This window comes from Burkholderia sp. Bp8992, from assembly GCF_003853705.1.
Classification (GTDB): Bacteria; Pseudomonadota; Gammaproteobacteria; order Burkholderiales; family Burkholderiaceae; genus Burkholderia.
This window is the reverse complement of sequence record NZ_QTQI01000002.1, coordinates 325297-346703: the sequence shown is the minus strand read 5'-3', so window position 1 is coordinate 346703 and position 21407 is coordinate 325297. Positions and strand designations below refer to the sequence as shown.

Sequence of the window (21407 nt, the reverse complement as noted above, 5' to 3'; positions counted from 1 at the left end):
GAAAAGGGCGGACGCTCCGTCGGCGCGGCTGTCGCGCCGAGCCGCACGGAATCGAACGGTGCGCGATCGTCGCATCGAATAATTACATATGTATTACTTCGACCTTTCCGTTCCTGTTTTTGGGGTGCAATCCGCGCGGCAGGACCGATGACGACGGCCCGGCGTGTGCCGCAATCCGGCCGCCTCGGGCAGGCCGAGCGCCGGATGCACTAAACTTGCGGGAATTTTGCATCGCCGTGCCGGGGCCGACGCCCGTCCCGCGCGACGATGCGGCGACTCGCGGGCCGGCGCGGGCGCCCGGCGCCCGTGTGCGTCCGGGGCCCGCGCCGGCCGATTTTTCCCGACCCATGACGACTCGAACCGATTCCGCCTTCCTGCTCGGCGACCTGCTGAAGAACGTTTCCCGCTCCTTCTACCTGACGCTGCGCGTGCTGCCCGACGGCATGCGCGACCCGGTCGGCCTCGCGTACCTGCTTGCGCGCGCGGCCGACACGATTGCCGACACCGCGCTCGTCGCGCCCGGTCGCCGCGCGGCGTTGCTGACCGACCTGCGCAACGAGGTCGAGCGGCTCGGCGACGGCGTGGCGCTGTCGCGTTCGCTCGAGGACGTGACGCGGATGCAGACCGATTCGCACGAGCACGTGCTGCTCGGCTCGATGGAACCGATGCTCGCGCTGCTGCGCGCCCAGCCGGACGCCGACCGCGCGTCGATCCGCAAGGTCGTCGCGACGCTCACGTCGGGGATGGAATTCGACTTGCGCACGTTCCCCGACGAGCAGTCGGGGCAGGTCGCGTCGCTGCCGACGCGCGACGAACTCGACCGCTACACGTACCTCGTCGCCGGCTGCGTCGGCGAGTTCTGGACCGACATGACGGGCGCGCACACGCGCGCCGCGCGCGGCTGGGACCTGCCGGACATGCGCGAGAAGGGCATCCGCTTCGGCAAGGCGCTGCAGATGACCAACATCCTGCGCGATTGCGCGAAGGACCTGCGCATCGGGCGCTGTTATCTGCCGGACGACGTACTGGGCGCGCATGGGCTGGGCGTGGCCGACCTGATGCAGCCCGGTGCGTCGGCGCGGACGCGCGTCGTGCTGGTCGACCTGTTGCGCGTGACGCTCGACCAGTATCGCGACGCGTGCCTGTATACGCTCGCGATCCCGCGCCGCTTCGTGCGGCTGCGGCTCGCATGCCTGTGGCCGATCATGATCGGCCTCGAAACGCTCGAGCTGCTGGCCGGCCACGATGCGTGGCTCGATCCGGCGAAGCCGGCCAAGGTGCCGAGAAAGCGCATCTACCGGATCATGGCGTCGTCGCTCGCGCTGGTGGGCTCGAACGCGGCGATCCGTGCGCGCATGGCCGCGCTCGCCGATGCGGTGACCGCGCGCCTCGCCGGCCCGGCATCGCGCTGAATAGCGCCGGCGCGCCGCGCCGGCATTCCTGTCGGCCCGCGTTCGCCGGGCCGCTCCCTGTCCGATTTCCCCCACACCAACTGAAACGTTTTCATGATTTCGTTTCACGAAACATGGGTGTCATGAATGTCAGCGATCCTGCGCGGCGGCGTGAATCGCAGTGTCAGCTGCGATCGCGCATTTGTAAGATGAATTTTTGCCGAAGGCGTCTGACGACATTGGGCGGCCGCGTTGCACCCGTAAAAATGTAAAGCTAGGGTTTTCACCGGGAAATGCCGGAAAGGCCCGCCGCGTAAGCGTTTTCAGGTGTTATGTAACCGCTTGGTGAACCCGCGCGTTGCGTCGATCATACGATGACCGACTGCACATGTTGGGAAACAATTGGTAATCCGTCAGAATCGCGTCGGCATGTACTCGCACATGTGTCGGTCATAAAACCACACCAGAAAAGAAACATTCTTTGAGGACGGAGAATCAATGAAAAAGCGCGTCGCTTTCGCCATGACGGCAGTCGGTCTCGCAGCCGCTACCGCCGCCCACGCTCAGAGCAGCGTGACCCTGTACGGTATCGTCGACAACGGTATCGCGTGGCAGAACAATTCGTCGGCAGTCGGCGCAACCACGGGTGGTCACTCGAAGGTGCAGATGTCCACCGGCGTGTGGGCTGGCAGCCGCTTCGGCCTGAAGGGCAGCGAAGATCTGGGTGGCGGCACGAAGGCGATTTTCCAGTTGGAAGCCGGCGTCAACACGGCTAACGGCTCGTCGCAGTGGACCAACGGCATCTTCACGCGTCAGGCATGGGTCGGTATGACCAACGCCACGTACGGTACGCTGACGGCCGGCCGCCAGTACACCGCGTACTACACGCTGCTGTCGCCGTACAGCCCGACGACCTGGCTGACCGGCTATTACGGCGCACACCCGGGCGATATCGATTCGCTGGACACCAGCTACCGCGCGAACAACTCGCTCGTCTACATGTCGCCGAAGTTCTACGGCTTCACGGTCGGCGGTTCGTACTCGTTCGGCGGCGTCGCAGGCGCGACGAACCGCGGCTCGACGTGGAGCGCGGCGATCCAGTACCTGAACGGCCCGGCAGGCATCGCAGTCGGCTACCAGAAGATCAACAACTCGACGCTGGGCGGCGGCGTGTGGGGCGCGAACTCGACCGCGCAGAACGGTCTGGACGCGAGCGGCAACGGTGCGGAACAGGCCGTGTCGTCGATCAACAACGGCTACAAGTCGGCACAGTCGCAACAGCGCGTCGCCGTGACGGCCGGTTACCAGTTCACGCCGTCGTGGGATATTTCGGCGTCGTACTCGAACGTCCAGTACATCCCGGGCGTGGGCTCGTCGTTCCGCAACACGGCAATCTTCAACACGGCTGGCGCCGTGCTGCACTGGAAGGCATCGGCTCAGTGGGACTTCGCTGCAGGCTACTCGTACACGCGTGCGACCGAGTCGAACGGCATCTCGAGCTCGGCCAAGTACCACCAGGTCACGCTGTCGCAGTACTACAGCCTGTCGAAGCGCACGGGCCTGTACGCAGTTGAGGCGTACCAGCACGCGAGCGGCAACACGCTCAACGGCGCGTCGGTCATCGCTGCAACGACGTCGATCGGTGACGGCGTGGGCGCAGGTTCGAAGCAGAACCAGATCGGCGTCGGCGTCGGCCTGATCCACCGCTTCTGATGTCGCGCGGCGCGTGAGCGCCGCTTACGGCATGCGGTATGAAAACCGGCCTTCGGGCCGGTTTTTTCATGGGCGCGCGCTTCGTGCGTCTTTCGCGTTCCGGCGCCGGTCGAGCCCGTACCGGCGCGCGCCGAAGCGGCCGTCCGGTCACCGGGTCGTATCGTCCGCCCAGCTCCCCGCCAGTGCCTGGAACAGCGCCGCCGTATCGGCGAGCCGGTCGGCCTGCGCGCGGGTACGGTCGAGCGCCGTCTGCAACGCCTGCCGTTGCGCGTCGAGCAGGTCGAACGTGCTGATGCCGCCCGCCGCGTAGCGGTCGCCGGCGATCGCGTTGCTTGCTGCCGCTTCCTGCGCGGCGGTCTCTCTGGCTTGCAATGCGGCCGCATCGTGCTCGACCGCGCGCAGCGCGTCGGCCACCTGCTGCAGCGCCTGCAGCACGGTTTCCCGATAGCTCGCGAACGCGGCGTCGTACGCCGCTTCGGCCGCGCGTTTCTTCGCGCGCAGCTCGCCGCCGTGAAAGAGCGGCTGCGTGAGACCGAGACCGACATTCCACACATTGAGCCCGCTGACGATATCCGCGATGCGCGTGCGCTCCGAGCCGATCCCCGCCGAAATCGAAAATCGCGGATACAGGTTCGCGGTGGCCACGCCGACGTTCGCGCTCGCCTGGTGCAGCACGGCTTCCGCCGCGCGGATGTCGGGCCGTTCGCGCGCGAGCGTCGACGGCAGTGCGACGGGCAGCGTGCGCGGCAGTGCGAGCGCATCGAGCGAAAGGTCCGGCAGCGCGGCGTCGGACGGCGGCACGCCCAGCAGGATCGCGAGCCGGTGGCCGGCCTGCGCGAGGCGGGCCAGCAGCGGCGGCAACGACGCCTGCGTTTGCGCGAGCAGCGCGCGTTGCGCGTGCACGTCGGCCTGCGCGACGCCGCCCGCCGCGTAGCGCGCCTTGACGATGCGCAACTGCCGTGCTTGCGCGTCGACGAGCTGCCGCGTGAGCGCGACCTGTTGCGCGAGCGACGCGCGCAGGATCGCGGTGGCGACGACGTTGCCTGCAAGCGTCAGCCGCGCGGCGTCGAGCGTGTACGCCCGATAGTCGACCTGCGCACGCAGCGCTTCGAGCGCGCGCCGGTTGCCGCCGAATACGTCGAGCACGTACGACACGCTCACCGATGCGTCGTACAGCGTGAACGGCCCGGGGCTCGGCACGCTGGCCGGCAGCCCGAACGCGGCGGTATCGACTTGCTCGCGCGTGGCGGACAGGTTCGCGTCGACGCGCGGCAGCATCGTCGCGCCGGTCTCGGCCGCATGGTTCTGCCGCGCTTCGTCGAGCCGCGCGCGGGTTTCGGCGAGCGTCGGGCTGTTCTGCCACGCGGTGTCGACGAGCCGGTTCAACGGTTCCGAGTCGAACTGCGTCCACCAGCGTTGCGGCGTGTGCGTGGCCGCAGAGAAAGTCTGCATGCCGCCGGCCGGGCCGGTCGCGGCGGCCGTGGTCGCAGGCGGCTCGCCACGCGTGTATTGCTGCGTGGCCGGCGCATCAGGCGTGCGGAAATCCGGCCCGACCACGCAACCTGCGGCGAGCAGCGCGGCAGCGGCCAATGTGAAGCCGCGGGCAGCGAGGGACGCGCGATGCATGGCCGGATTCATCGCGTGCCGCCTAATCGAGCGTGCGCCGGTAGAAGCGCAACGCGACGCCCATCACGACGACGGTGAACAGCGCGACCGGCCACACGGACGGCCACAGGTCGGCCCAGCCGTTGCCTTTCAGCAGGATGCCGCGCACGAGGCGGTTGAAGTAGGTGAGCGGCAGCAGGTTGCCGATGTACTGCGCCCATTTCGGCATCCCGGCGAACGGGAACATGAAGCCCGACAGCAGGATGTTCGGCAGGAAGTAGAACACCGCGAGCTGCATCGCCTGCAACTGGTTCTGCGCGAGCGACGACAGCGTGATGCCGACCGTCAGGTTCGCGGCGATGAACAGCAGCGCGGACAGGTAGATCGCGAACACGCCGCCGACGAACGGCACGGCGAACACGAAGCGGGCGGCCGCGAGGATGATCGACACCTGGATCAGCCCGATGAACACGTACGGCACGATCTTGCCCGTCATCACCTCGAGCGGCCGCACGGGCGTCGCGAGCAGGTTCTCCATCGTGCCGCGCTCGCGTTCGCGCGTGATCGCGAGGCCCGTCATCATCACCATCGTCATCGTCAGGATCACGCCCATCAGGCCCGGCACGACGTTGTACTGCGTGATGCCTTCGGGGTTGTACAGCCGGTGCAGCACGACGTCGAACGCGGCCGGGCGGCCGTTCAGGTGCGCGAGCGGGCCCGTCAGGTCCTTGTCCGCGACGGGCTGCACGAGGCCCGGCAGCGCGCCGATCGCCGACGCCGTGGCCACGGGATCGGTCGCGTCCGCCTCGACGAGCAGCGCCGGACGCTCGCCGCGCAGCAGCCGCCGCGAGAAATCGGCCGGCACGCTCAGCACGAACTGCACGTCGCCGCGTGCGAGCGCATGGCGGCCGGCCGCTTCGTCGGGCAGCGTCTCGACGATGTCGAAGTATGCGGAGTGGCGCATCGCGGCGATGAAGCTGCGCGTGAACGGGCTCGCGTCGGCGACGATCACGGCGGTCGGCAGGTGCTTCGGATCGGTGTTGATCGCGAAGCCGAACAGCGCGAGCTGGATGATCGGCACGCCGACGATCATCGCGAACGTCACGCGGTCGCGTCGCAGCTGCAGAAACTCCTTCAGCACGATGCTCCACCAGCGCGCGACCGAGAACGATTCGCGCAGGCCCGCCCACGCGTTCATGGCGACACCCCGCCGGGCGGCCGGGACGCGCGGCCCATCATGTAGATGAACACGTCCTCGAGCGCGGTGTCGATCGGCATGACCTGCAGCGGCGTGTCGCGGGCAACCTGCCGAAGCGTCGCGTCGAGCTGCGCGCGGTCGCGGCCGCTCACGTGCAGCGCCGACCCGAATACGACGGTCTGCTCGACGCCCGGCATCGTGCGCAGCCGCGCGGACAGTTCGGTCAGGCGCTCGCCGGTGATCGCGCGCGTCGCCAGGTGCTGGGACGCGACGATCTCCGCCGACGTGCCCTGCGCGAGCAGTTCGCCGTACGCGATGTACGCGAGCTTGTGGCAGCGCTCGGCTTCGTCCATGTAGTGCGTGCTGACGAGCACCGAGATTCCCTGCGCGGCGAGCCGGTGCAGTTCCTCCCAGAAGTCGCGCCGTGCGGCCGGGTCGACGCCGGCCGTCGGCTCGTCGAGCAGCAGCAGCTCGGGCTCGTGCAGCATGCACGCGGCCAGCGCGAGGCGCTGCTTCCAGCCGCCCGACAGCGCGCCCGTGAGCTGGTCCGCGCGGCTCGCGAGGCCGAGCCCGTCGAGCGCGCGTGCGACGGCCGCCTGGCGGTCGCGCATCCCGTACACGCGCGCGACGAAGTCGAGGTTCTCGCGGATCGACAGGTCTTCCCAGTACGAGAAGCGCTGCGTCATGTAGCCGACGCGCCGCTTGATCTGTGCGCTGTCGCGCACGATGTCGTAGCCGAGGCAGGTGCCGCTGCCGGAATCGGGCGTGAGCAGCCCGCACATCATCCTGATCGACGTCGTCTTGCCGCTGCCGTTCGGCCCGAGAAAGCCGAAGATCTCGCCGCGCGCGACGCGCAGCGATACGTCCTTCACGACGTGCTTGTCGCCGAACCGCTTGTTCAGCCGGTCGACGTCGATCGCGTACGGGGCGGGCGGCACGTTCATCGCACGCTCACGGCGACGGGCTGGCCCGGATGCAGCTTCGACGCATCGGCCACGGCCGGGCGCGCCTCGATCATGAACACGAGCTTGGTCCGGCTCTCGTTGCTGTAGATCACGGGCGGCGTGTATTCGGCTTCGCTCGACACGTAGGTGATGCGTGCAGGCACGTCGGTCGCGCAGCCGTCGCAATGGATCGCGACCGCGCGCCCCGGCGCGAGCGACGCAATGGCGGCCTCCGGCACGAAGAAGCGCACCTTCAGGTTCTGCGGCGGCAGCATCTGCACGACCGGGTTGCCGGCCTGCACCCATTCGCCGACGCGGTACAGCGTGTCGTACACGCGCCCGGCCGCCGGCGCGGCGACGCGTTTCTGGTCGAGCTTCCATTGCGCTTCGGCTACCGCGGCCTGCGCGGCGTCGACCTGCGCGGCCTGGGCGGCGATTTGTTGTGCGCGGCCCGGCAGGCGTGCGACGTCGACCTGTTTCTGCAGTTCGCGCATCTGCGCGGCGGTGGTCTGCGCGGACGTGCGCGAATCGTCGAGCTGCTGCTTCGACAGGCCGCCGGCCGCGTACTGGCGTTCATCGCGCGCGCGTTGCGCGGCGGCCCGTGCGGCCTGCGCGCTGGCCTGCGCGAGCTGCGCCTGCGTGACCGCGATTTCCGGCGGGCGCTTGCCGGTCTGCAGGTCGGCAAGCTGCGCGCGGGCGGCGGCGAGCTGATGCTGCGCCTGCAGGAGCGCGGCCGTTTCGCTGACGGCTTCGAGCGAGAATGCCGGCATGCCGGCGGCGATGGCTTGACCGCGTTCGACCGGCAATTGCGCCAGCGTGCCCGATTGCGACGACGACAGGTACACGAACTCGCCTTCGACGTAGCCTTGGTAGGTCGTGCCGTTGCCTGTCGACCGCCCGCACCCGGCGAGCAGCATGGCGGCGGCGGTCAGCGCGAACGGCAGCGCGCGGGCCGCGTTCACGATGGCCTCCGTGGCGACGGAGCCCGCGCATGCGGCGCGGCGGTGGGCGGCTGCAGGCCCGAGCCGAGCAGCGCACGGACGTGCCGGTGCAATGCGTCGCGGTCGATCGGCGGCAGGCCGCGCGCGCTTTGCCACAGTTTCGCGGTGGCGAGCGGCAGCATCACGAGCGCGATGATCGAGTGGAACAGGAACGCCGGTTCGAGCGCGGGATTCAGCGTGCCGGCCTGCTGTGCGGCGCGGATGCGTTCGGCGAAGCGGCCGATGTGTTCGAGCGGAATGCGCCGGACCATGCGCTCGCGCAGCAGCCCGCCTTCGTGGACGATCTCGCGCAGCCAGATCGACGGCAGCCACGGCATGCGGTGCGTGACGTCGAAGAAGCGGTCGACGAGTTCGGCGACGAGCGCGAACGGATCATTCTCGATCCGCGGCTCGGTCGGCCGCCACACGAACGCGATCACCTGCACGAGTCGCTCCTCGACGATCGCGTCGAGCAGCTGTTCGCGGTTCGTGAAGTAGTAGTGGACCATCGCCGACGTGACGCCGGCGGCGGCGGCGATCTGCGCGACCGTCGTCGCGGCGATGCCGCGCTCGGCGAACAACCGGATCGCGACGTCCAGCATGTGGTCGCGCAGGTCGAAGTCGTCCACCGACGGGCGGCGCCCGCGCGGCCTGGCGACGGTGGATTTCGCGTTCATGCAATCGACGCTAATTGACGAGTTAGTTAATTTCAAGGAAGGGTTTTCGCCGTCATCGATCGCGATCGGGCGAGCGTCGAAGCGGGGCGCGGACGAGCGGTGCGGGGCGCGACGAGGCGGCGGGCAGTGCGCAGCCGGTGTCGTGTAGGGAGCTGTTAACGGAGAATCGGTGAAGAACCGGCAGGCGAGCCGGTTGCGATGCGAGGTGCGCACGCGGTATCCCGCGCACGCGCCCCGCAAGCGGATTACTGGTCGATCGGCGACTTCAGCGGTTCGTGTTCGCCCGTCAGCCCGAACACGACGAGCTGGGCCGGCTCGGTCGCGCTCGCGTTGCGCGACACCTGATGGCGCGAACCGGGCGCCTCGTACCAGCCTTCGCCGGCGCGGTAGCGGCGCAGCGGGCCGCCGTTCACCTGCGACAGCACTTCGCCTTTCGACACGACGGCAAACACCGAGCCGAGGTGCCGGTGCGCTTCGGACGCCTGGCCGGGCGCATAGTCGACGGTCGCGACGACGGCAAGCTTGCCGGGCGCTTCGGGCACGGCCTGCTGCATGATCGCGTGCACGGTGCTGCCAGCGTCGTGCGCATCGGCGGCGGCCGGCAGCGCGGCACCGAGTGCGAGCGGGAGCGCGACGCACGAGGCGGCGCGACGGAGCGGGGAGCCGGTCATCGTCGCCTCCTTACTCGGGCATCTTGCGGAACGCGATCGCGAAGCGGTTCCACGAGTTGATCGTCGCGATCAGCATCGACAGGTCGAACAGCTCCTCGTCGGTGAAGTGCGGCTTCACGGCTTCCCAGACGGCGTCCGGCACGTGGTTGTCGGCCACCAGCGTCAGCGCCTCGGTCCATTCGAGTGCCGCGCGTTCGCGCTCGGTGAAGAACGGCGTTTCGCGCCACGTGACGACGGTCGCCAGGCGACGGTCGGTTTCGCCGCCCTTGCGTGCGTCGGTCGTGTGCATGTCGACGCAGAACGCACAGCCGTTGATCTGCGACGCGCGCAGGCGGACGAGTTCGGCGAGCGGCTTCTCGATCGAGCTTTTCGCGAGGAATTCCTCGGCGTTGCGCATCACCTTGATCGCATTCGGGCTGGCGGCATAGAAGTTCAGGCGCGGTTGCATGGCAGGTCCTTTTCGGTTGGTAGCGCCCGGTTGGCGCGACAGGACCCACTTTAAGCAGTCGACTGGCCTGCTTGAATAGCCAATTCTGTGGAAATTCAGGTAACCAGTGGCGATTCGCCGATGATACCCGAGCGGAGCAGCCCGGCCAGCTTCGCGAGCGCCGTGTCGATGCGCGGCGCGTCGATCCCGCCATAGCCGAACAGCAGCCCCGCGCGGACCGGCACGCCGACGTGGAACGCCGAGATCCCGTACAGGCCGATGTCCTGCGCACGCGCCGCGCGGACCAGCGCCGCTTCGTCGAGGCCCCGCTTCAGGTGCGCGGCGAGGTGGATGCCGGCCGTCGGCACGATCGCGTCGAACCACGGCGCGAGTTCGCCGCGCAGGTGCGCGATCAGCATCCTGCGGCGCGCGTCGTAGTGTTTCTGTACACGTTTCAGGTGCCGCGCGAAATCGCCTTCGAGCATGAAGCGCGCGAGCGCCGCCTGCGTCAGCGTGCAGGTGTGCCAGTCGACGATCTGCTTCGCCTTGGCCAGTGCGCCGCGCAGCGCGCGCGGCGGAATCGCGTAACCGATCCGCAGCTCGGGAAAGATCGTCTTCGAGAACGTGCCGACGTAGGCGACGAGGCCAGTGCGGTCGAGGCTCTTCAGCGATTCGACCGGGCGGCCTTCGAAGCGGAACTCGCCGTCGTAGTCGTCCTCGATGATCACCGCGCGGCGGCGCTGCGCCCACTCGAGCAGCGCGACGCGGCGATCGAGCGTCATCGGCATCCCGAGCGGGAACTGGTGCGACGGCGTCACGTAGACGAGCCGCGCTTCGTCGGGCAGCCGTTCGGTGACGAGGCCATGCGCATCGACCGGCACGCCGATCACCGTCGCGCCGAGCGACGCGAACGCGGCGCGGGCGGGCGGATAGCCGGGATCCTCGACCGCGACGACGTCGCCGGGCCGCACGACGACACGCGCGAGCAGGTCGAGCGCCTGTTGCGCGCCTTGCGTGACGAGCACGTCGTCCCAGCTGCACGCGACCGCGCGGCTGAACCCGACGTAGCGCGCGATCGCGCCGCGCAGCTGCGGGTCGCCGGCCGGGTCGTGGTACTGGCCGGGGCCGCGCGCCTGCTGGCGCAATGCGTGATGCAGGCAGCGCCGCCACGCGTCGAACGGGAACAGTGCCTTGTCGGTCACGCCGCCGCGGAAGTCGAAGCCCGGCGAATCCTGCGGCGCGGGCATCGCGAGCGCGTCGGGCAGGTCGTTCCACAGCGCGCGTGCGTCGACCGCGCTGACGCGCGGCGTGTCCTCGACGATCGACGGTGCCGACATCGCCGCGGCGTGCGGCACGCGCGCGAGGCCGTCGGCGACGAACGTACCGTCGCCCGCGCGCGTGTTCAGGTAGCCCTCGGCGACGAGACGCTCGAACGCGTCGAGCGTCGTCTTGCGCGACACGCCGAGCTGTTTCGCGAGATCGCGCGTCGATGGCAGCCGCGCGCCGCCTGCGAGGCGCCCGTCGACGATCGCGGTGCGCAGCTGCCGGAAGATCTGTCCCGTCAGGTCGTGACGGCCTTCGATGCGGATCGCGATGTCCATCGCAGTGGTTACCTCGATCATGATGATTCGATGCCGGTGAGGATACCGGAAGTCGTCGGCCGGATCGGCGGCTTGCGGAAGACGCCGCCGCCTGCGTCGGGCGATTGGACCGCAGCCCGCCGCTGCCTTACGATCCACGACAACCTCATACCGGAGCGATCTCATGCTGTCCGAAGACGAACTGGCGCTGCTCGACGCGATCCGTGCCACCGGCAGCCTGTCGCGCGCGGCCGCGCGGATGGGCAAGGCGCCGTCGACGGTGTCGCACGCGGCGCGCCAGCTCGAAACGCGATTCGACGCGCTGCTGTTCGACCGGCGCGGCTACCGGCTGCAACTCACCCCGGCCGGGCAACTGCTCGCCGACGAGGCGGCACGGCTGGCGCTGGATGTCGCGCGGCTCACGCAGCGCGTGCGGCAGGTCGCGAGCGGCTGGGAGGACCGGCTGTGGATCGTCAGCGACGAGGTGCTGGAGTTCGACACGCTGCTGCCGGTCGTGCGAGCGTTCGACGCGCTCGACTCCGGCGTGTCGTTGCGCTTCACGCACGAAGTGCTCGGCGGCACCTGGGAAGCGCTGCGCGACGGCCGCGCGGACCTCGTGGTCGGCGCGACCAACGAGCCCCCTGCGATTCCCGGCTTCAAATGGTTCGAACTCGGTGCGATGGAGTGGGTGTTCGCGGTGTCGCCGCGCCATCCGCTGGCAGCCGCGAGCGGCGTACTGACGCGCGACGCGATCGGCGCGCATCGCGCGGTCGTCGTCGCCGATTCGTCGCGGCGCGCGGCCGGCCGCGCCTACGGGCTGCTCGGCGGGCAGGCCGTGCTCGCGGTGCCGTCGATGCGCGCGAAGATCCTCGCGCAGCGCGATGCGCTCGGCGTCGGCTGGGTGCCGCGCCGGCGCGTCGCTTCGCTGCTCGCGCGCGGCGAACTGGTCGAGAAACAGACGGCCGATCCGCGCGAGCCGAACCGGCTTTACGTTGCGTGGCACGGCGACCGCGACGGCCGCGCGCTGCAATGGTGGCTGGAGCAACTGCGCGAGCCGCGCCTCGCACAGCGGCTGCTCGACGGGATCGACGTGACCGACTGAAAGCGGCCGCCCCGACATGTTCGATGTTTTCGAACATGTCCGTCGTGCCCGTCGTACGGCAACGCCGCGCGCCGCGCGCATCCTGTGTTCACGGTCAACTCACCGGTTCACAGGAGAACATCATGCAACGCTTCGAAGGAAAGACGGTCCTCGTCACGGGCGGCAACAGCGGCATCGGCCTGGCGGCCGCCAGGGCATTCGCGGCCGAAGGCGCGCGAGTCATCATCACCGGGCGCGACGCCGAGACACTGGAAGCCGCCCGCCAGACGCTCGGCGAAGGCGCGCTGGCGATCCGCAACGAAGCCGGCAGCGTCGCGTCGGCCCGCGCGCTGGCGGACGCGATCGCGACGGCCGGCGCCCGGCTCGACGCGGTATTCATCAACGCGGGCGTCGCAAAGCTCGCGCCGTTCGCCGACAGCGACGAGGCCATGTGGGACCTCGTGTTCAACACCAACGTGAAGGGCGCGTATTTCCAGATCCAGTCGCTGGTGCCGCTGCTGAACCGCGGCGCGTCGATCGTGATCAACGGCTCGATCAACGCGCACATCGGGATGCCCGGTTCGTCGGTGTACGCCGCGAGCAAGGCGGCCGTCAATTCGTTCGCGAAGACGCTGTCGACGGAACTGCTGCCGCACGGCGTGCGCGTGAACGTCGTCAGCCCGGGCCCGGTGCAGACGCCGCTGTACGGCAAGCTCGGGCTCGATGCGGCGACGCTCGACGCGACGGCCGACAAGATCAAGGGCCTCGTTCCGGTCGGCCGCTTCGGTACGCCGGAAGAAATCGCGTCGACGGTGCTGCACCTGAGCGCGGCGGAATCGGCGTTCATCGTCGGCGCGGAAATCATCGCGTCGGGCGGGATGGGCCTGCTCTGATCCGCGCGACCGACGGGGACCGTCGCCGGGCGAAGCCACGCCGGGAAAGCGGTCCCAGTCGCCTGCACGACGGCGCACGCGAACCGTGCCTATCGGGACGCGCAGGCGCCGGCTTCGAGTTGCGTCACCGTGAGCCCGGAGAACGTCGCGCGGCCTTGCTCGGCGAACACGGCGACGCGGTCCGCGTCGAGCGGCGGAAAGACCAGGTCGGTCAGCGCCACGCGGCCGCCGTTCGCGAACACCTCGACCGACCCGCGATCGACGACGATCTCGAGCCGCACCTGCCCGCGCTCGAGCGGCAGGTTCACGATGTGCTCGCGGCTGAACGTGCCTGCGAAATGCGTGTCGCCGGAGCGGGAACGGTCGAGCGTCAGCGTGCGTTTCGCCGTGTCGTAGACGATCCGGGTGCCGGTCGACCCGTCGGCCGAACCCCTGACGATCAGGCCCGCGCGCGCCGCTTGCCGGGGCGTGATCGTCACCGTGATCCGCTGGGCCACGCCGCGCGTCGCGGCCGGCAGCACGCGCGTCGCGGAATCGATCGTGAGGTCGCCTTCGTGCACGGCGGGCCGGCTGTCCGCCCACGCGCCGAATGCGGCGGCAGGCGCGACGACGAGTGTCGGTTCGCCGTCGATCGTCTTCAGCGACAGTTCGCGCGGCAGGGTGGTCGCGCCGCGCCACGGTGCGGTCGGCGCTTTCGCCGCGTAATCCCAGTTGCTCATCCACGCGATCGCGACGGGCCGTGCGCCGGGCGCGCCCGAGAACGTGCCGGCCGCGTAGAAGTCCGCGCCATGGTCGACCCAGCGGAATTGCGCGGGATCGGAGCCGGCGGGCGCAATATGGTCGGGCACGAACGTGCGGCCGTCGAAGTCGCCGACGAAATACATCGCCCCGGAACCGCCCGCGATCGACCACGGGTTGACGTTGACGATCATGACCCACCTGATTCGTGCCGGATCGTCGTCGAGCGGCAGCGGCACGAGGTCCGGCATCTCCCACAGCGCGCCGTCGTGCGGCACGCCCGGCCGCGTGAAGTCGCTCAGGAAATTCCAGTGGATCAGGTCGTCGGAACGATAGAGCTTCACGACCTGCGCGTCGGCGACGACCGTCGTCATCAGCCAGTAGCCGCCCGGCGCATACCACGACACTTTCGGGTCGCGAAATTGCTTCGATTCCGGATCGAGCGTGAGCACCGGGTTGTGCGCATACGGCTGCCAGGTCGTGCCCTGATCGAGGCTGTACGCGAGCGACTGGGCCTGGACGCCGGGTGCGTGACCCGAGCCCGGCTTGTAGACGCTCGTGTAAAGCGCGACCAGCGGCGTGCGGCCCGGTTCGCCGAGGCCGGACGTGTTCAGCGTGTCGGCGACGATCGAGCCGGAGAAGATTTCCTCGCTGGCGTTCGCGCGCATGGCAACCGGCTGCTCTTGCCAGTGGACGAGATCGGTGCTCGTCGCATGGCCCCACGACATGTTGCCCCAGTCGTTGCCGAGCGGATTGTATTGATAGAACAGGTGATAGCGGCCGTTGTCGTAGACGAGCCCGTTGGGATCGTTCATCCAGTTGCGCTGCGGCGTGTAGTGGAGCGCGGGCCGCCATTGCGGCGTGCCTGGGGCGGCCGGTGCGCCGCACGGTGCGGCGGCGGCCTGCGTGCACGCCAGGCAGGCGAGCAGCAGCCGGGCGATCAGGAAGGAAAAGCGGAAAGACGTTGAATTCATCAGTTGCCCCGAGAAACCCCGTCCTTCAGGACGGGAAGGAAAGGAGCGCCGCTGTTTGACAGCGGTATTCCACCGTTAAAATGGCCGGCATGATCCTTGTCTGTCGCTACCGGGTGAAATCGCTCAACGGACTGCTTAACAAGCAGAGCTGCGTGGTGAACTACGTCTGGAACTTCTGCAATGACACGCAGAAGCACGCGCTCAAGTGGGGCAAGAAGTGGCCTACAGGATTCGACTTGAATGTGCTGACGACCGGCAGCAGCAAGGAACTCGGTATTCACTCCGGCACGGTCAACGCCACGTGCGAGCAATATGCGAAGTCGCGCAGTCAGCACCGTCGGCCCTACCTGCGCTATCGCGGCAGAAAGTCGCTCGGCTGGGTGCCGCTGAAGGGGCGTGACCTGAAGCGCGAGGGTGACGCGTTCCGTTTCGCCGGCAACACGTTTCGCGTGTTCAACAGCCGGCCGCTTCCCGAAGGCAAGATCAAGGACGGCACCAACTTTGCGCAGGATGCACGCGGCAACTGGTTTCTCAACATCGTGAACGAGATGCCCGATGTGCAGGCCCGCCCGATTCGTTCCGGCGTCGGCGTCGATCTCGGCCTGAAAGACTTCGCCACACTTTCGACCGGCGAGAAGCTGCCTAACGATCGGTTCGGTCGACGAGCGGCGGAAAAGCTGGCGAAAGCGCAACGGGCGCGAAAGCACAAGCGGCATATCGCGAAGTTGCACGCCAAGGTGGCCAATGCCCGTGCCGATTTCCAGCATAAGCTCGCGTTTGATCTGGTGCGGCGGTTCGATTACATCGCGGTCGGCAACGTGTCGGCCGCGAAACTCGCTAGAACCAGGATGGCGAAGAGCGTCTACGACGCATCCTGGTCGTCTTTCCGGGACAAACTCCGTTACAAAGCGATCGCGCACGGAGCCACGTTCGAGGAAGTGGACGAAAGCGGTTCCACCCAGTCCTGTTCGGCGTGCGGGTCGCAAGACAGCACGACGCGGCCGAAAGGTATCGCAGGACTGAGAATAAGAGAGTGGGCCTGCAGTGACTGTGGTGTCGAGCATGATCGAGATACCAACGCTGCGTTGAACATTCTCCGATGCGGACGTGCATCGCCAGGTGTGGGAATCCTCTCCCTTTAGGGAGAGGAGGACGTCAAGCGCGGCCCCGTGCTTCGTCGGGCGAAGCGGGAAAGGAGGGCGCATGCCGTTTTCAACGGCGGCATGCGCGATGGTCCAAAGAAAAAAGGGAGGCACACACACGACACGCGCGATGTGCGCCTCCTCAACCCCGTGCCTTTACCGGCTTTCGTTATGGTTGGTTACGCTGTTTGCCGTCAGTTGTGGCCGGCTCCCGTGGCAGGCAGGTTCGCCGGAATGTCGCCGTAGCCGCCGAGCCCGCTGCGTCCATACGTGCGGTCGACCGCCGTCGACGTGCCGTTGATGTTCACCTTCACCGTCGGCGCGAGCGTGCCGCCGCGGCGCGGGCCGATCGCATCGATGAACGACTCGACGAGCCCGCCCGGCATCACGTAGTGCGAGTACGACTGGAATTCGCGCGGATTCTGGTTCGGATCCTGCGAATACGGCGCGCCGGCCAGCGCGGAGAAGTCGGTCGGGTTGCCGAGCACGAGGCCGCTGCCGCCGTTCAGCGGCAGGAAGTCGCTGCGGATGCCGTTGCCGACGAAGCCGTACACGCCGTCCGGGCCGTCGACGCCGGCCGCCATCGTCGTGCGGTGGCTGATCGTGAACAGGTAGTACTTGCCGTCCTTCAGGTAGATCTGCGGGCGCTCGGTCTGGTCGTCGACGCAATTCGCCGACAGGATCGGCGGCAGGAACTTCCATTCGGTCAGTTGCGGGTTCGTGGCGATCGCGAGGCCGACATTGGCCTTTTGATACACTGCGCCCGAATTCATCACCGCGTTGAGATCTTCCTTGTACGGATCGTTCGCCGCGTAGCCGAGGTCGGCGTCGGTGCAGGTGCGTGCGCCGCGCGGGCCGCCCGTGTTGCCTTCGAAGACCATGTAGGTCTTGCCCGGGTGCGCGGGGTCGGTGAACACGAACGGATCGCGGAACGAGAAGTAGGTATTCTGCTGGCCGGTCTGGTAGTAGTTGCCGTCCGGCTGCAGCAGCGCCTTGTGATCGTCGAAGCCGCTGAACCACACGTGCTTGTCGTCCGCGTGGATGTGGCCGTCGGCGCGCGTGATGATCGCCTGCGGCGGCGTGATGTCGGCGCCGCCGGGGGCCGAGCGGTTGAACGACGTCGCCGTGTAGTAGAGGCTGACGTTGTCGCCCTGCGTGAGGCGTGCCGAGCCGGACCATTCGGCGTTGTTGGTCATCGGCGCGGTGCCGAATACCCTGGCGCTCGCGCCGTCCGGGAACAGGTGGCCGCCCCAGGTCCAGCCGCCGTTCGCGGGGCGTTGCGACGCGGGGATGCCCGCGCGGCGGTAGAAGAAGCCGATGCGCGCATGGACGTGACGGTCGTCGAACGTGTAGCCCGCGTGCGGATCGGCGGTGAGCGAGAAGATCACCTCCCAGCCCTTGTAGCTGAGCTGGTTCGCGCGCAGGTCGGCCAGCGGCCAGGTGTCCCACACCCACACGTTCGAGTTGATGAGCGGGAAATCCTGCGGGATGTCCGGCATCGTCAACGCTTGCGGCAGCGAGTTCTTGTCGGCGCCGGCGGTGTGCGACTGCGCGACGATCTGGCGGATGTCCGCGCGCGTCCAGCGCATCGTGAAGTTGCCTTCGGGATCGTAGGCTTGCTGGGAGTGAGCGGTGGGCATGGGCGCGCCCGTGCCGCTGGACTGCGCGTGCGCGACGGACGCGAAGGCGGCAAGTGCGCCGCCAGCGAGCAGCAACCGCCGGGTCGTCGCCGGGCGGAAAAGGGGAAAGTATGTCATCTCGTCGTCGTTTCCTGGAAAGGTGAAATTGAACGGCTGAGTGGGCATCGATGTCCAAACCGGTTTGGATGCTATTTCAAACCGGTTTGGAACGCAAAAGATATTTATTTGACGGTAATCGTTACTCAATGGAAATAATTACCCGGTCGGCGCGTCGCGGACGTCGGGCGGCCGGGGGGATCGGCGAATGCGAGGAACGATGGTGAAGGTGAATCTGAAGGCGCTATCGGACGCGCTCGGGCTGTCGCGGACGACGGTCAGTCGCGCGTTGAACGGTTACGACGACGTCAGCGAGGCCACGCGCGAACGCGTGGCGCGGGCGGCGCGGGAAATGGGCTATGTGGCCGATCCGACCGCGCGCCGGCTGGCGACCGGTCGGGCGGACATGATCGGGATCGTCTATCCGTTCGGCGCGGGCGATCTCGGCGATCCGCGCTTCGGCGAGGTCGTCGCGGGCATCACCGAGCGGCTTGCCGAGCGCAATCTCGATTTCATCATCGCGTCTGCGCGACCGAACGCGGAACTGGACACCTATCGGCGGATCGTCGACGGCAAGCTCGCCGACGGGCTGATCGTCGCGCGCACGCTCGTCGACGATCCGCGCATCGCGTACCTGCAATCGAGCGCGTTTCCGTACGTCGCGTACGGCCGCACGCAGTGCGCCGAACCGTATGCGTGGTTCGATTTCGACAACGAGGCCGGGGCGCGCGACGCGGTGCGCCGCCTGCTCGGCTTCGGGCATCGGCGCATCGCGATGATCAGCGCGCCGCTGGCGCTGAATTTCGCCGCCCAGCGGCGCGCCGGCTTCCTGTCGGCGTTGCGCGAAGCCGGCATCGAGCCCGATCCGGCGCTGCTCGTCGAGTGCCCGTTTACGCACGACGGCGGGCAGCAGGCGGTGCGGGCCTTGCTCGCGCGCGATGCGCGGCCGACCGCGCTGCTGGTCGACAACAACATCGCGGGCGGCGGGGCGTTCCGCGCGCTCGTGGACAGCGGCCTGCGCCTCGGCGACGACATGTCGCTGATCGTCTACGACGGCGTGCCGCCGGACATCGCGCATCCGTATCGCGTCACGGCTGTCGTACAGCCGACCGGGCATGCGTCGGGCCGCGCGCTAGCGGAGCTGATGCTGCGGCTGCTGGGCGATGGCGTGCGCGAGCATCGGCTCGAGGCGCCGGCCATCGAGGCCGGCGACACGGATGGCCCGCTGCGCGACTAGCCGGCGCGCCAGCGGAAGGGGCGCGCTCGGCCGCGGACGTTGCCGGATCGTGCCCCGCGTCGTAGCGACGAAAAGGCCATGACGTCGACAGGGGCGAATGCCCGTTTTACTAGACGACCGGTCTAATCCAGCGCTATCATCCGTTCCGTGAATGCGACGACGTATTCGGGCCTGGACAACAAGGACGCGAAAATGCCATTTCGCGCTGCGATGCTGTTCGGGCAGCGAGGCGCCGTCGTTTTATTTGGCCGGTTTCTAGACGACTGGTCTAATAGATGCGCGCGGCATTCGGTGCAACGAATCGCACGTTGACGCGCCAACGCTGACTAACCGACAGGCGTGCCGCGCCGACCGGGCGCCCCGGTTGCGCGGCCCCGTTCCCCCCGTCCATTTTCGAAGGAGTGTCCGATCATGAAGATTCTGGTTGTCCTGACCTCGCACGACACGCTCGGCGACACCGGCAAGAAAACCGGCTTCTGGCTCGAGGAACTGGCCGCGCCGTACTACACGTTCAAGGATGCGGGCGTCGAGTTGACGCTCGCGTCGCCGAAGGGCGGCCAGCCGCCGCTCGACCCGAAAAGCAGCGATCCGGCCGCGCAGACCGATGCGACGCGCCGCTTCGAGGCCGATGCGGCGGCGAAGGCCGAACTCGCGTCGACGCGCAAGCTGGCCGATGTGTCGGCGGACGACTACGACGCCGTGTTCTATCCGGGCGGCCACGGCCCGCTGTGGGATCTCGCCGAGGATCTGCACTCGATCGGCCTGATCGAGCGCACGCTCGCCGCCGGCAAGCCGGTCGCGGCCGTCTGCCACGCACCCGGCGTGCTGCGCCACGTGAAGAACTCGCAGACCGGCGAATCGGTCGTGCGCGGCAAGCGTGCGACGGGCTTCACCAACAGCGAGGAAGCCGCCGTCGAACTGACGGAAGTCGTGCCGTTCCTCGTCGAGGACATGCTGAAGACCAACGGCGCGGAATTCGAGCGCAGCGCCGATTGGGCGCCGCATGTCGTCACCGACGGGCTGCTGATCACGGGGCAGAACCCCGCGTCGTCGGAGCCCGCTGCCGAGGCACTGCTCGCGAAGCTCGGCCGCCGGTAATTGATGGCATGGCGCCGGCGGGGCCGGCGCCGTTCCCGCTCCGTCGCCGGGCATGGCCGGCCCGTCGACGGCCCCGATCGCTCCGCCGCGCGCACCGCGCGGCGAATCCCCAGTCGTTTTGCAGAACCAAGCAAAGGAGTCGTGGATGTCTGCCTTGTTCGAACCGTTCAAACTCAAGGATGTCACGCTGCGCAACCGCATCGCGGTGCCGCCGATGTGCCAGTACGTCGCCGAGGACGGCGTCGTCAACGACTGGCATCACGTGCATCTGGCCGGCATCGCGCGTGGCGGCGCGGGCCTCGTGATCGCGGAGGCCACGGCCGTGTCGCCGGAAGGGCGCATCACGCCGGGCTGCGCCGGGCTGTGGAACGACGCGCAGGCCGAAGCGTTCGCGCCGTCGGTCGCGGCGATCAAGGCGGCCGGCGCGGTGCCCGGCATCCAGATCGCGCACGCCGGCCGCAAGGCGAGCGCGAACCGCCCGTGGGAAGGCGACGACCATATCGCCGACGGCGATCCGCGCGGCTGGCAGACCATCGCCCCGTCGGCCGTGCCGTTCGGCGCGCACCTGCCGAAGGTGCCGCGTGAAATGACGCACGACGACATCGCCCGCGTGCAGGCCGACTTCGTCGCGTCGGCGAAGCGCGCGCGCGATCTCGGGTTCGAATGGCTCGAACTGCATTTCGCGCACGGCTATCTCGGCCAGAGCTTCTTCTCGGTGCATGCGAACCAGCGCACCGACGAATACGGCGGCTCGGCCGAGAATCGCGGCCGCTTCCTCGTCGATACGCTCGCGGCCGTCCGCAAGGTCTGGCCCGAGCATCTGCCGCTGACCGCGCGGCTCGGCGTGATCGAATACGACGGCCGCGACGAAGAGACGCTCGCCGAGTCGATCGCGCTCACGCAGCGGATGAAGCGGGAAGGGCTCGACATGCTGAGCGTGTCGGTCGGCTTCTCGACGCCCACCGCACGGATTCCGTGGGGCCCGGCGTTCCTTGCACCGATCGCCGAGCGCGTGCGCCGCGAGGCCGGACTGCCGGTGTCGTCCGCATGGGGGATCGACACGCCGCAACTGGCGAACCGCGTGGTGGCCGAAGGGCAGCTCGATCTCGTGATGGTCGGCCGCGCGCACCTGGCCGATCCGCACTGGCCGTACTATGCGGCCAAGCAGCTCGGCGTCGAGCGTCCGTCGTGGACGCTGCCCGCGCCGTACGCGCACTGGCTCGAGCGTTACCGGATCGCCGACAAGGTGGCCTGAGCGGCCGTGGCGGCATGGCGTGCCGGCGCGGCCCGCGCATGATGCGCGCCGCCGATCCGGCGCCGAT

Annotated in this window: 18 protein-coding genes; 8 read left to right on the top strand and 10 right to left on the bottom strand. The window is 68.4% G+C overall.

Translation table 11 applies throughout. The annotated features are described in order from the left end of the window. Nucleotides 1–347 precede the first annotated feature (347 nt). Nucleotides 348–1412 (top strand): phytoene/squalene synthase family protein, encoded by a 1065-nt coding sequence (locus tag DIE03_RS04400; protein ID WP_124447845.1) that lies wholly within the window; start codon nt 348–350, stop codon nt 1410–1412. Between the two features lie 477 nt (nt 1413–1889). Then, nucleotides 1890–3104 carry a porin gene (locus tag DIE03_RS04395; protein WP_124447843.1) on the top strand — a complete coding sequence of 405 codons (1215 nt, stop codon included), beginning with the start codon at nt 1890–1892 and terminating at the stop codon, nt 3102–3104. A gap of 147 nt (nt 3105–3251) precedes the next feature. Here DIE03_RS04395 and DIE03_RS04390 read toward each other — a convergent pair whose 3' ends face one another. The 8 genes from DIE03_RS04390 to DIE03_RS04355 all read right to left on the bottom strand — a co-directional run bounded on the left by DIE03_RS04390 (nt 3252) and on the right by DIE03_RS04355 (nt 11207). Continuing rightward, nucleotides 3252–4730 (bottom strand): efflux transporter outer membrane subunit, encoded by a 1479-nt coding sequence (locus DIE03_RS04390; RefSeq protein WP_409364409.1) that lies wholly within the window; start codon nt 4728–4730, stop codon nt 3252–3254. Nucleotides 4731–4752: 22 nt separating this feature from the next. Then, nucleotides 4753–5907 carry an ABC transporter permease gene (locus tag DIE03_RS04385; protein WP_124447839.1) on the bottom strand — a complete coding sequence of 385 codons (1155 nt, stop codon included), beginning with the start codon at nt 5905–5907 and terminating at the stop codon, nt 4753–4755. Continuing rightward, the gene (locus tag DIE03_RS04380) at nt 5904–6851 is read right to left on the bottom strand and encodes an ABC transporter ATP-binding protein (protein WP_124447837.1); all 948 of its coding nucleotides are present in this window, start codon (nt 6849–6851) and stop codon (nt 5904–5906) included. The genes DIE03_RS04385 and DIE03_RS04380 overlap by 4 nt, the downstream gene beginning before the upstream one ends. Next, nucleotides 6848–7813, bottom strand: a complete 966-nt coding sequence (locus DIE03_RS04375; protein WP_124447834.1) for an HlyD family secretion protein — start codon at nt 7811–7813, stop codon at nt 6848–6850. The genes DIE03_RS04380 and DIE03_RS04375 overlap by 4 nt, the downstream gene beginning before the upstream one ends. After that, nucleotides 7810–8508: a TetR/AcrR family transcriptional regulator gene (locus tag DIE03_RS04370; protein WP_124448142.1), complete on the bottom strand. Its 699-nt coding sequence runs from the start codon at nt 8506–8508 to the stop codon at nt 7810–7812. The genes DIE03_RS04375 and DIE03_RS04370 overlap by 4 nt, the downstream gene beginning before the upstream one ends. Nucleotides 8509–8753: 245 nt before the next feature. Beyond that, the gene (locus tag DIE03_RS04365; protein WP_124447832.1) at nt 8754–9179 is read right to left on the bottom strand and encodes a cupin domain-containing protein; all 426 of its coding nucleotides are present in this window, start codon (nt 9177–9179) and stop codon (nt 8754–8756) included. A gap of 10 nt (nt 9180–9189) precedes the next feature. Next, complete coding sequence (locus DIE03_RS04360; RefSeq protein ID WP_124447830.1) at nt 9190–9627, bottom strand: carboxymuconolactone decarboxylase family protein; 438 nt, start codon at nt 9625–9627, stop codon at nt 9190–9192. Between the two features lie 95 nt (nt 9628–9722). Further along, nucleotides 9723–11207: a PLP-dependent aminotransferase family protein gene (locus DIE03_RS04355; protein WP_124448140.1), complete on the bottom strand. Its 1485-nt coding sequence runs from the start codon at nt 11205–11207 to the stop codon at nt 9723–9725. A gap of 163 nt (nt 11208–11370) precedes the next feature. On the opposite strand from DIE03_RS04355, the gene DIE03_RS04350 reads away from it, so the two are divergent. Further along, nucleotides 11371–12288 carry a LysR family transcriptional regulator gene (locus tag DIE03_RS04350; RefSeq protein WP_124447828.1) on the top strand — a complete coding sequence of 306 codons (918 nt, stop codon included), beginning with the start codon at nt 11371–11373 and terminating at the stop codon, nt 12286–12288. Nucleotides 12289–12410: 122 nt separating this feature from the next. Next, nucleotides 12411–13160, top strand: coding sequence for an SDR family oxidoreductase (locus tag DIE03_RS04345; RefSeq protein ID WP_124447826.1), 750 nt, complete (start codon nt 12411–12413; stop codon nt 13158–13160). Between the two features lie 89 nt (nt 13161–13249). On the opposite strand, the gene DIE03_RS04340 is transcribed toward DIE03_RS04345, so the two are convergent. Continuing rightward, the gene (locus DIE03_RS04340) at nt 13250–14872 is read right to left on the bottom strand and encodes a glycoside hydrolase family 32 protein (RefSeq protein WP_124447824.1); all 1623 of its coding nucleotides are present in this window, start codon (nt 14870–14872) and stop codon (nt 13250–13252) included. 89 nt (nt 14873–14961) lie between these two features. Between DIE03_RS04340 and DIE03_RS04335 the strand changes: the two genes are divergently transcribed. After that, nucleotides 14962–16014, top strand: a complete 1053-nt coding sequence (locus DIE03_RS04335) for an RNA-guided endonuclease TnpB family protein (protein WP_124448138.1) — start codon at nt 14962–14964, stop codon at nt 16012–16014. Nucleotides 16015–16208: 194 nt separating this feature from the next. Here the strand turns inward: DIE03_RS04335 and DIE03_RS04330 are convergent, their stop codons facing one another. Continuing rightward, a complete protein-coding gene (locus DIE03_RS04330; protein ID WP_124447822.1) occupies nt 16209–17771 on the bottom strand; it encodes a glycoside hydrolase family 68 protein in 1563 nt (520 codons plus the stop codon). Between the two features lie 187 nt (nt 17772–17958). Here DIE03_RS04330 and DIE03_RS04325 point away from each other — a divergent pair, with 187 nt between their 5' ends. The 3 genes from DIE03_RS04325 (at nt 17959) to DIE03_RS04315 (ending at nt 21340) form a co-directional block, all read left to right on the top strand. Next, nucleotides 17959–18987, top strand: coding sequence for a substrate-binding domain-containing protein (locus DIE03_RS04325; RefSeq protein ID WP_124447820.1), 1029 nt, complete (start codon nt 17959–17961; stop codon nt 18985–18987). A 411-nt stretch (nt 18988–19398) separates the two neighbouring features. Then, entirely contained in the window at nt 19399–20085 is a 687-nt protein-coding gene (locus tag DIE03_RS04320; protein ID WP_124447818.1) for a type 1 glutamine amidotransferase domain-containing protein, read from the top strand. A gap of 145 nt (nt 20086–20230) precedes the next feature. Next, nucleotides 20231–21340 (top strand): NADH:flavin oxidoreductase/NADH oxidase, encoded by a 1110-nt coding sequence (locus DIE03_RS04315; RefSeq protein WP_124447816.1) that lies wholly within the window; start codon nt 20231–20233, stop codon nt 21338–21340. Nucleotides 21341–21407 lie beyond the last annotated feature (67 nt).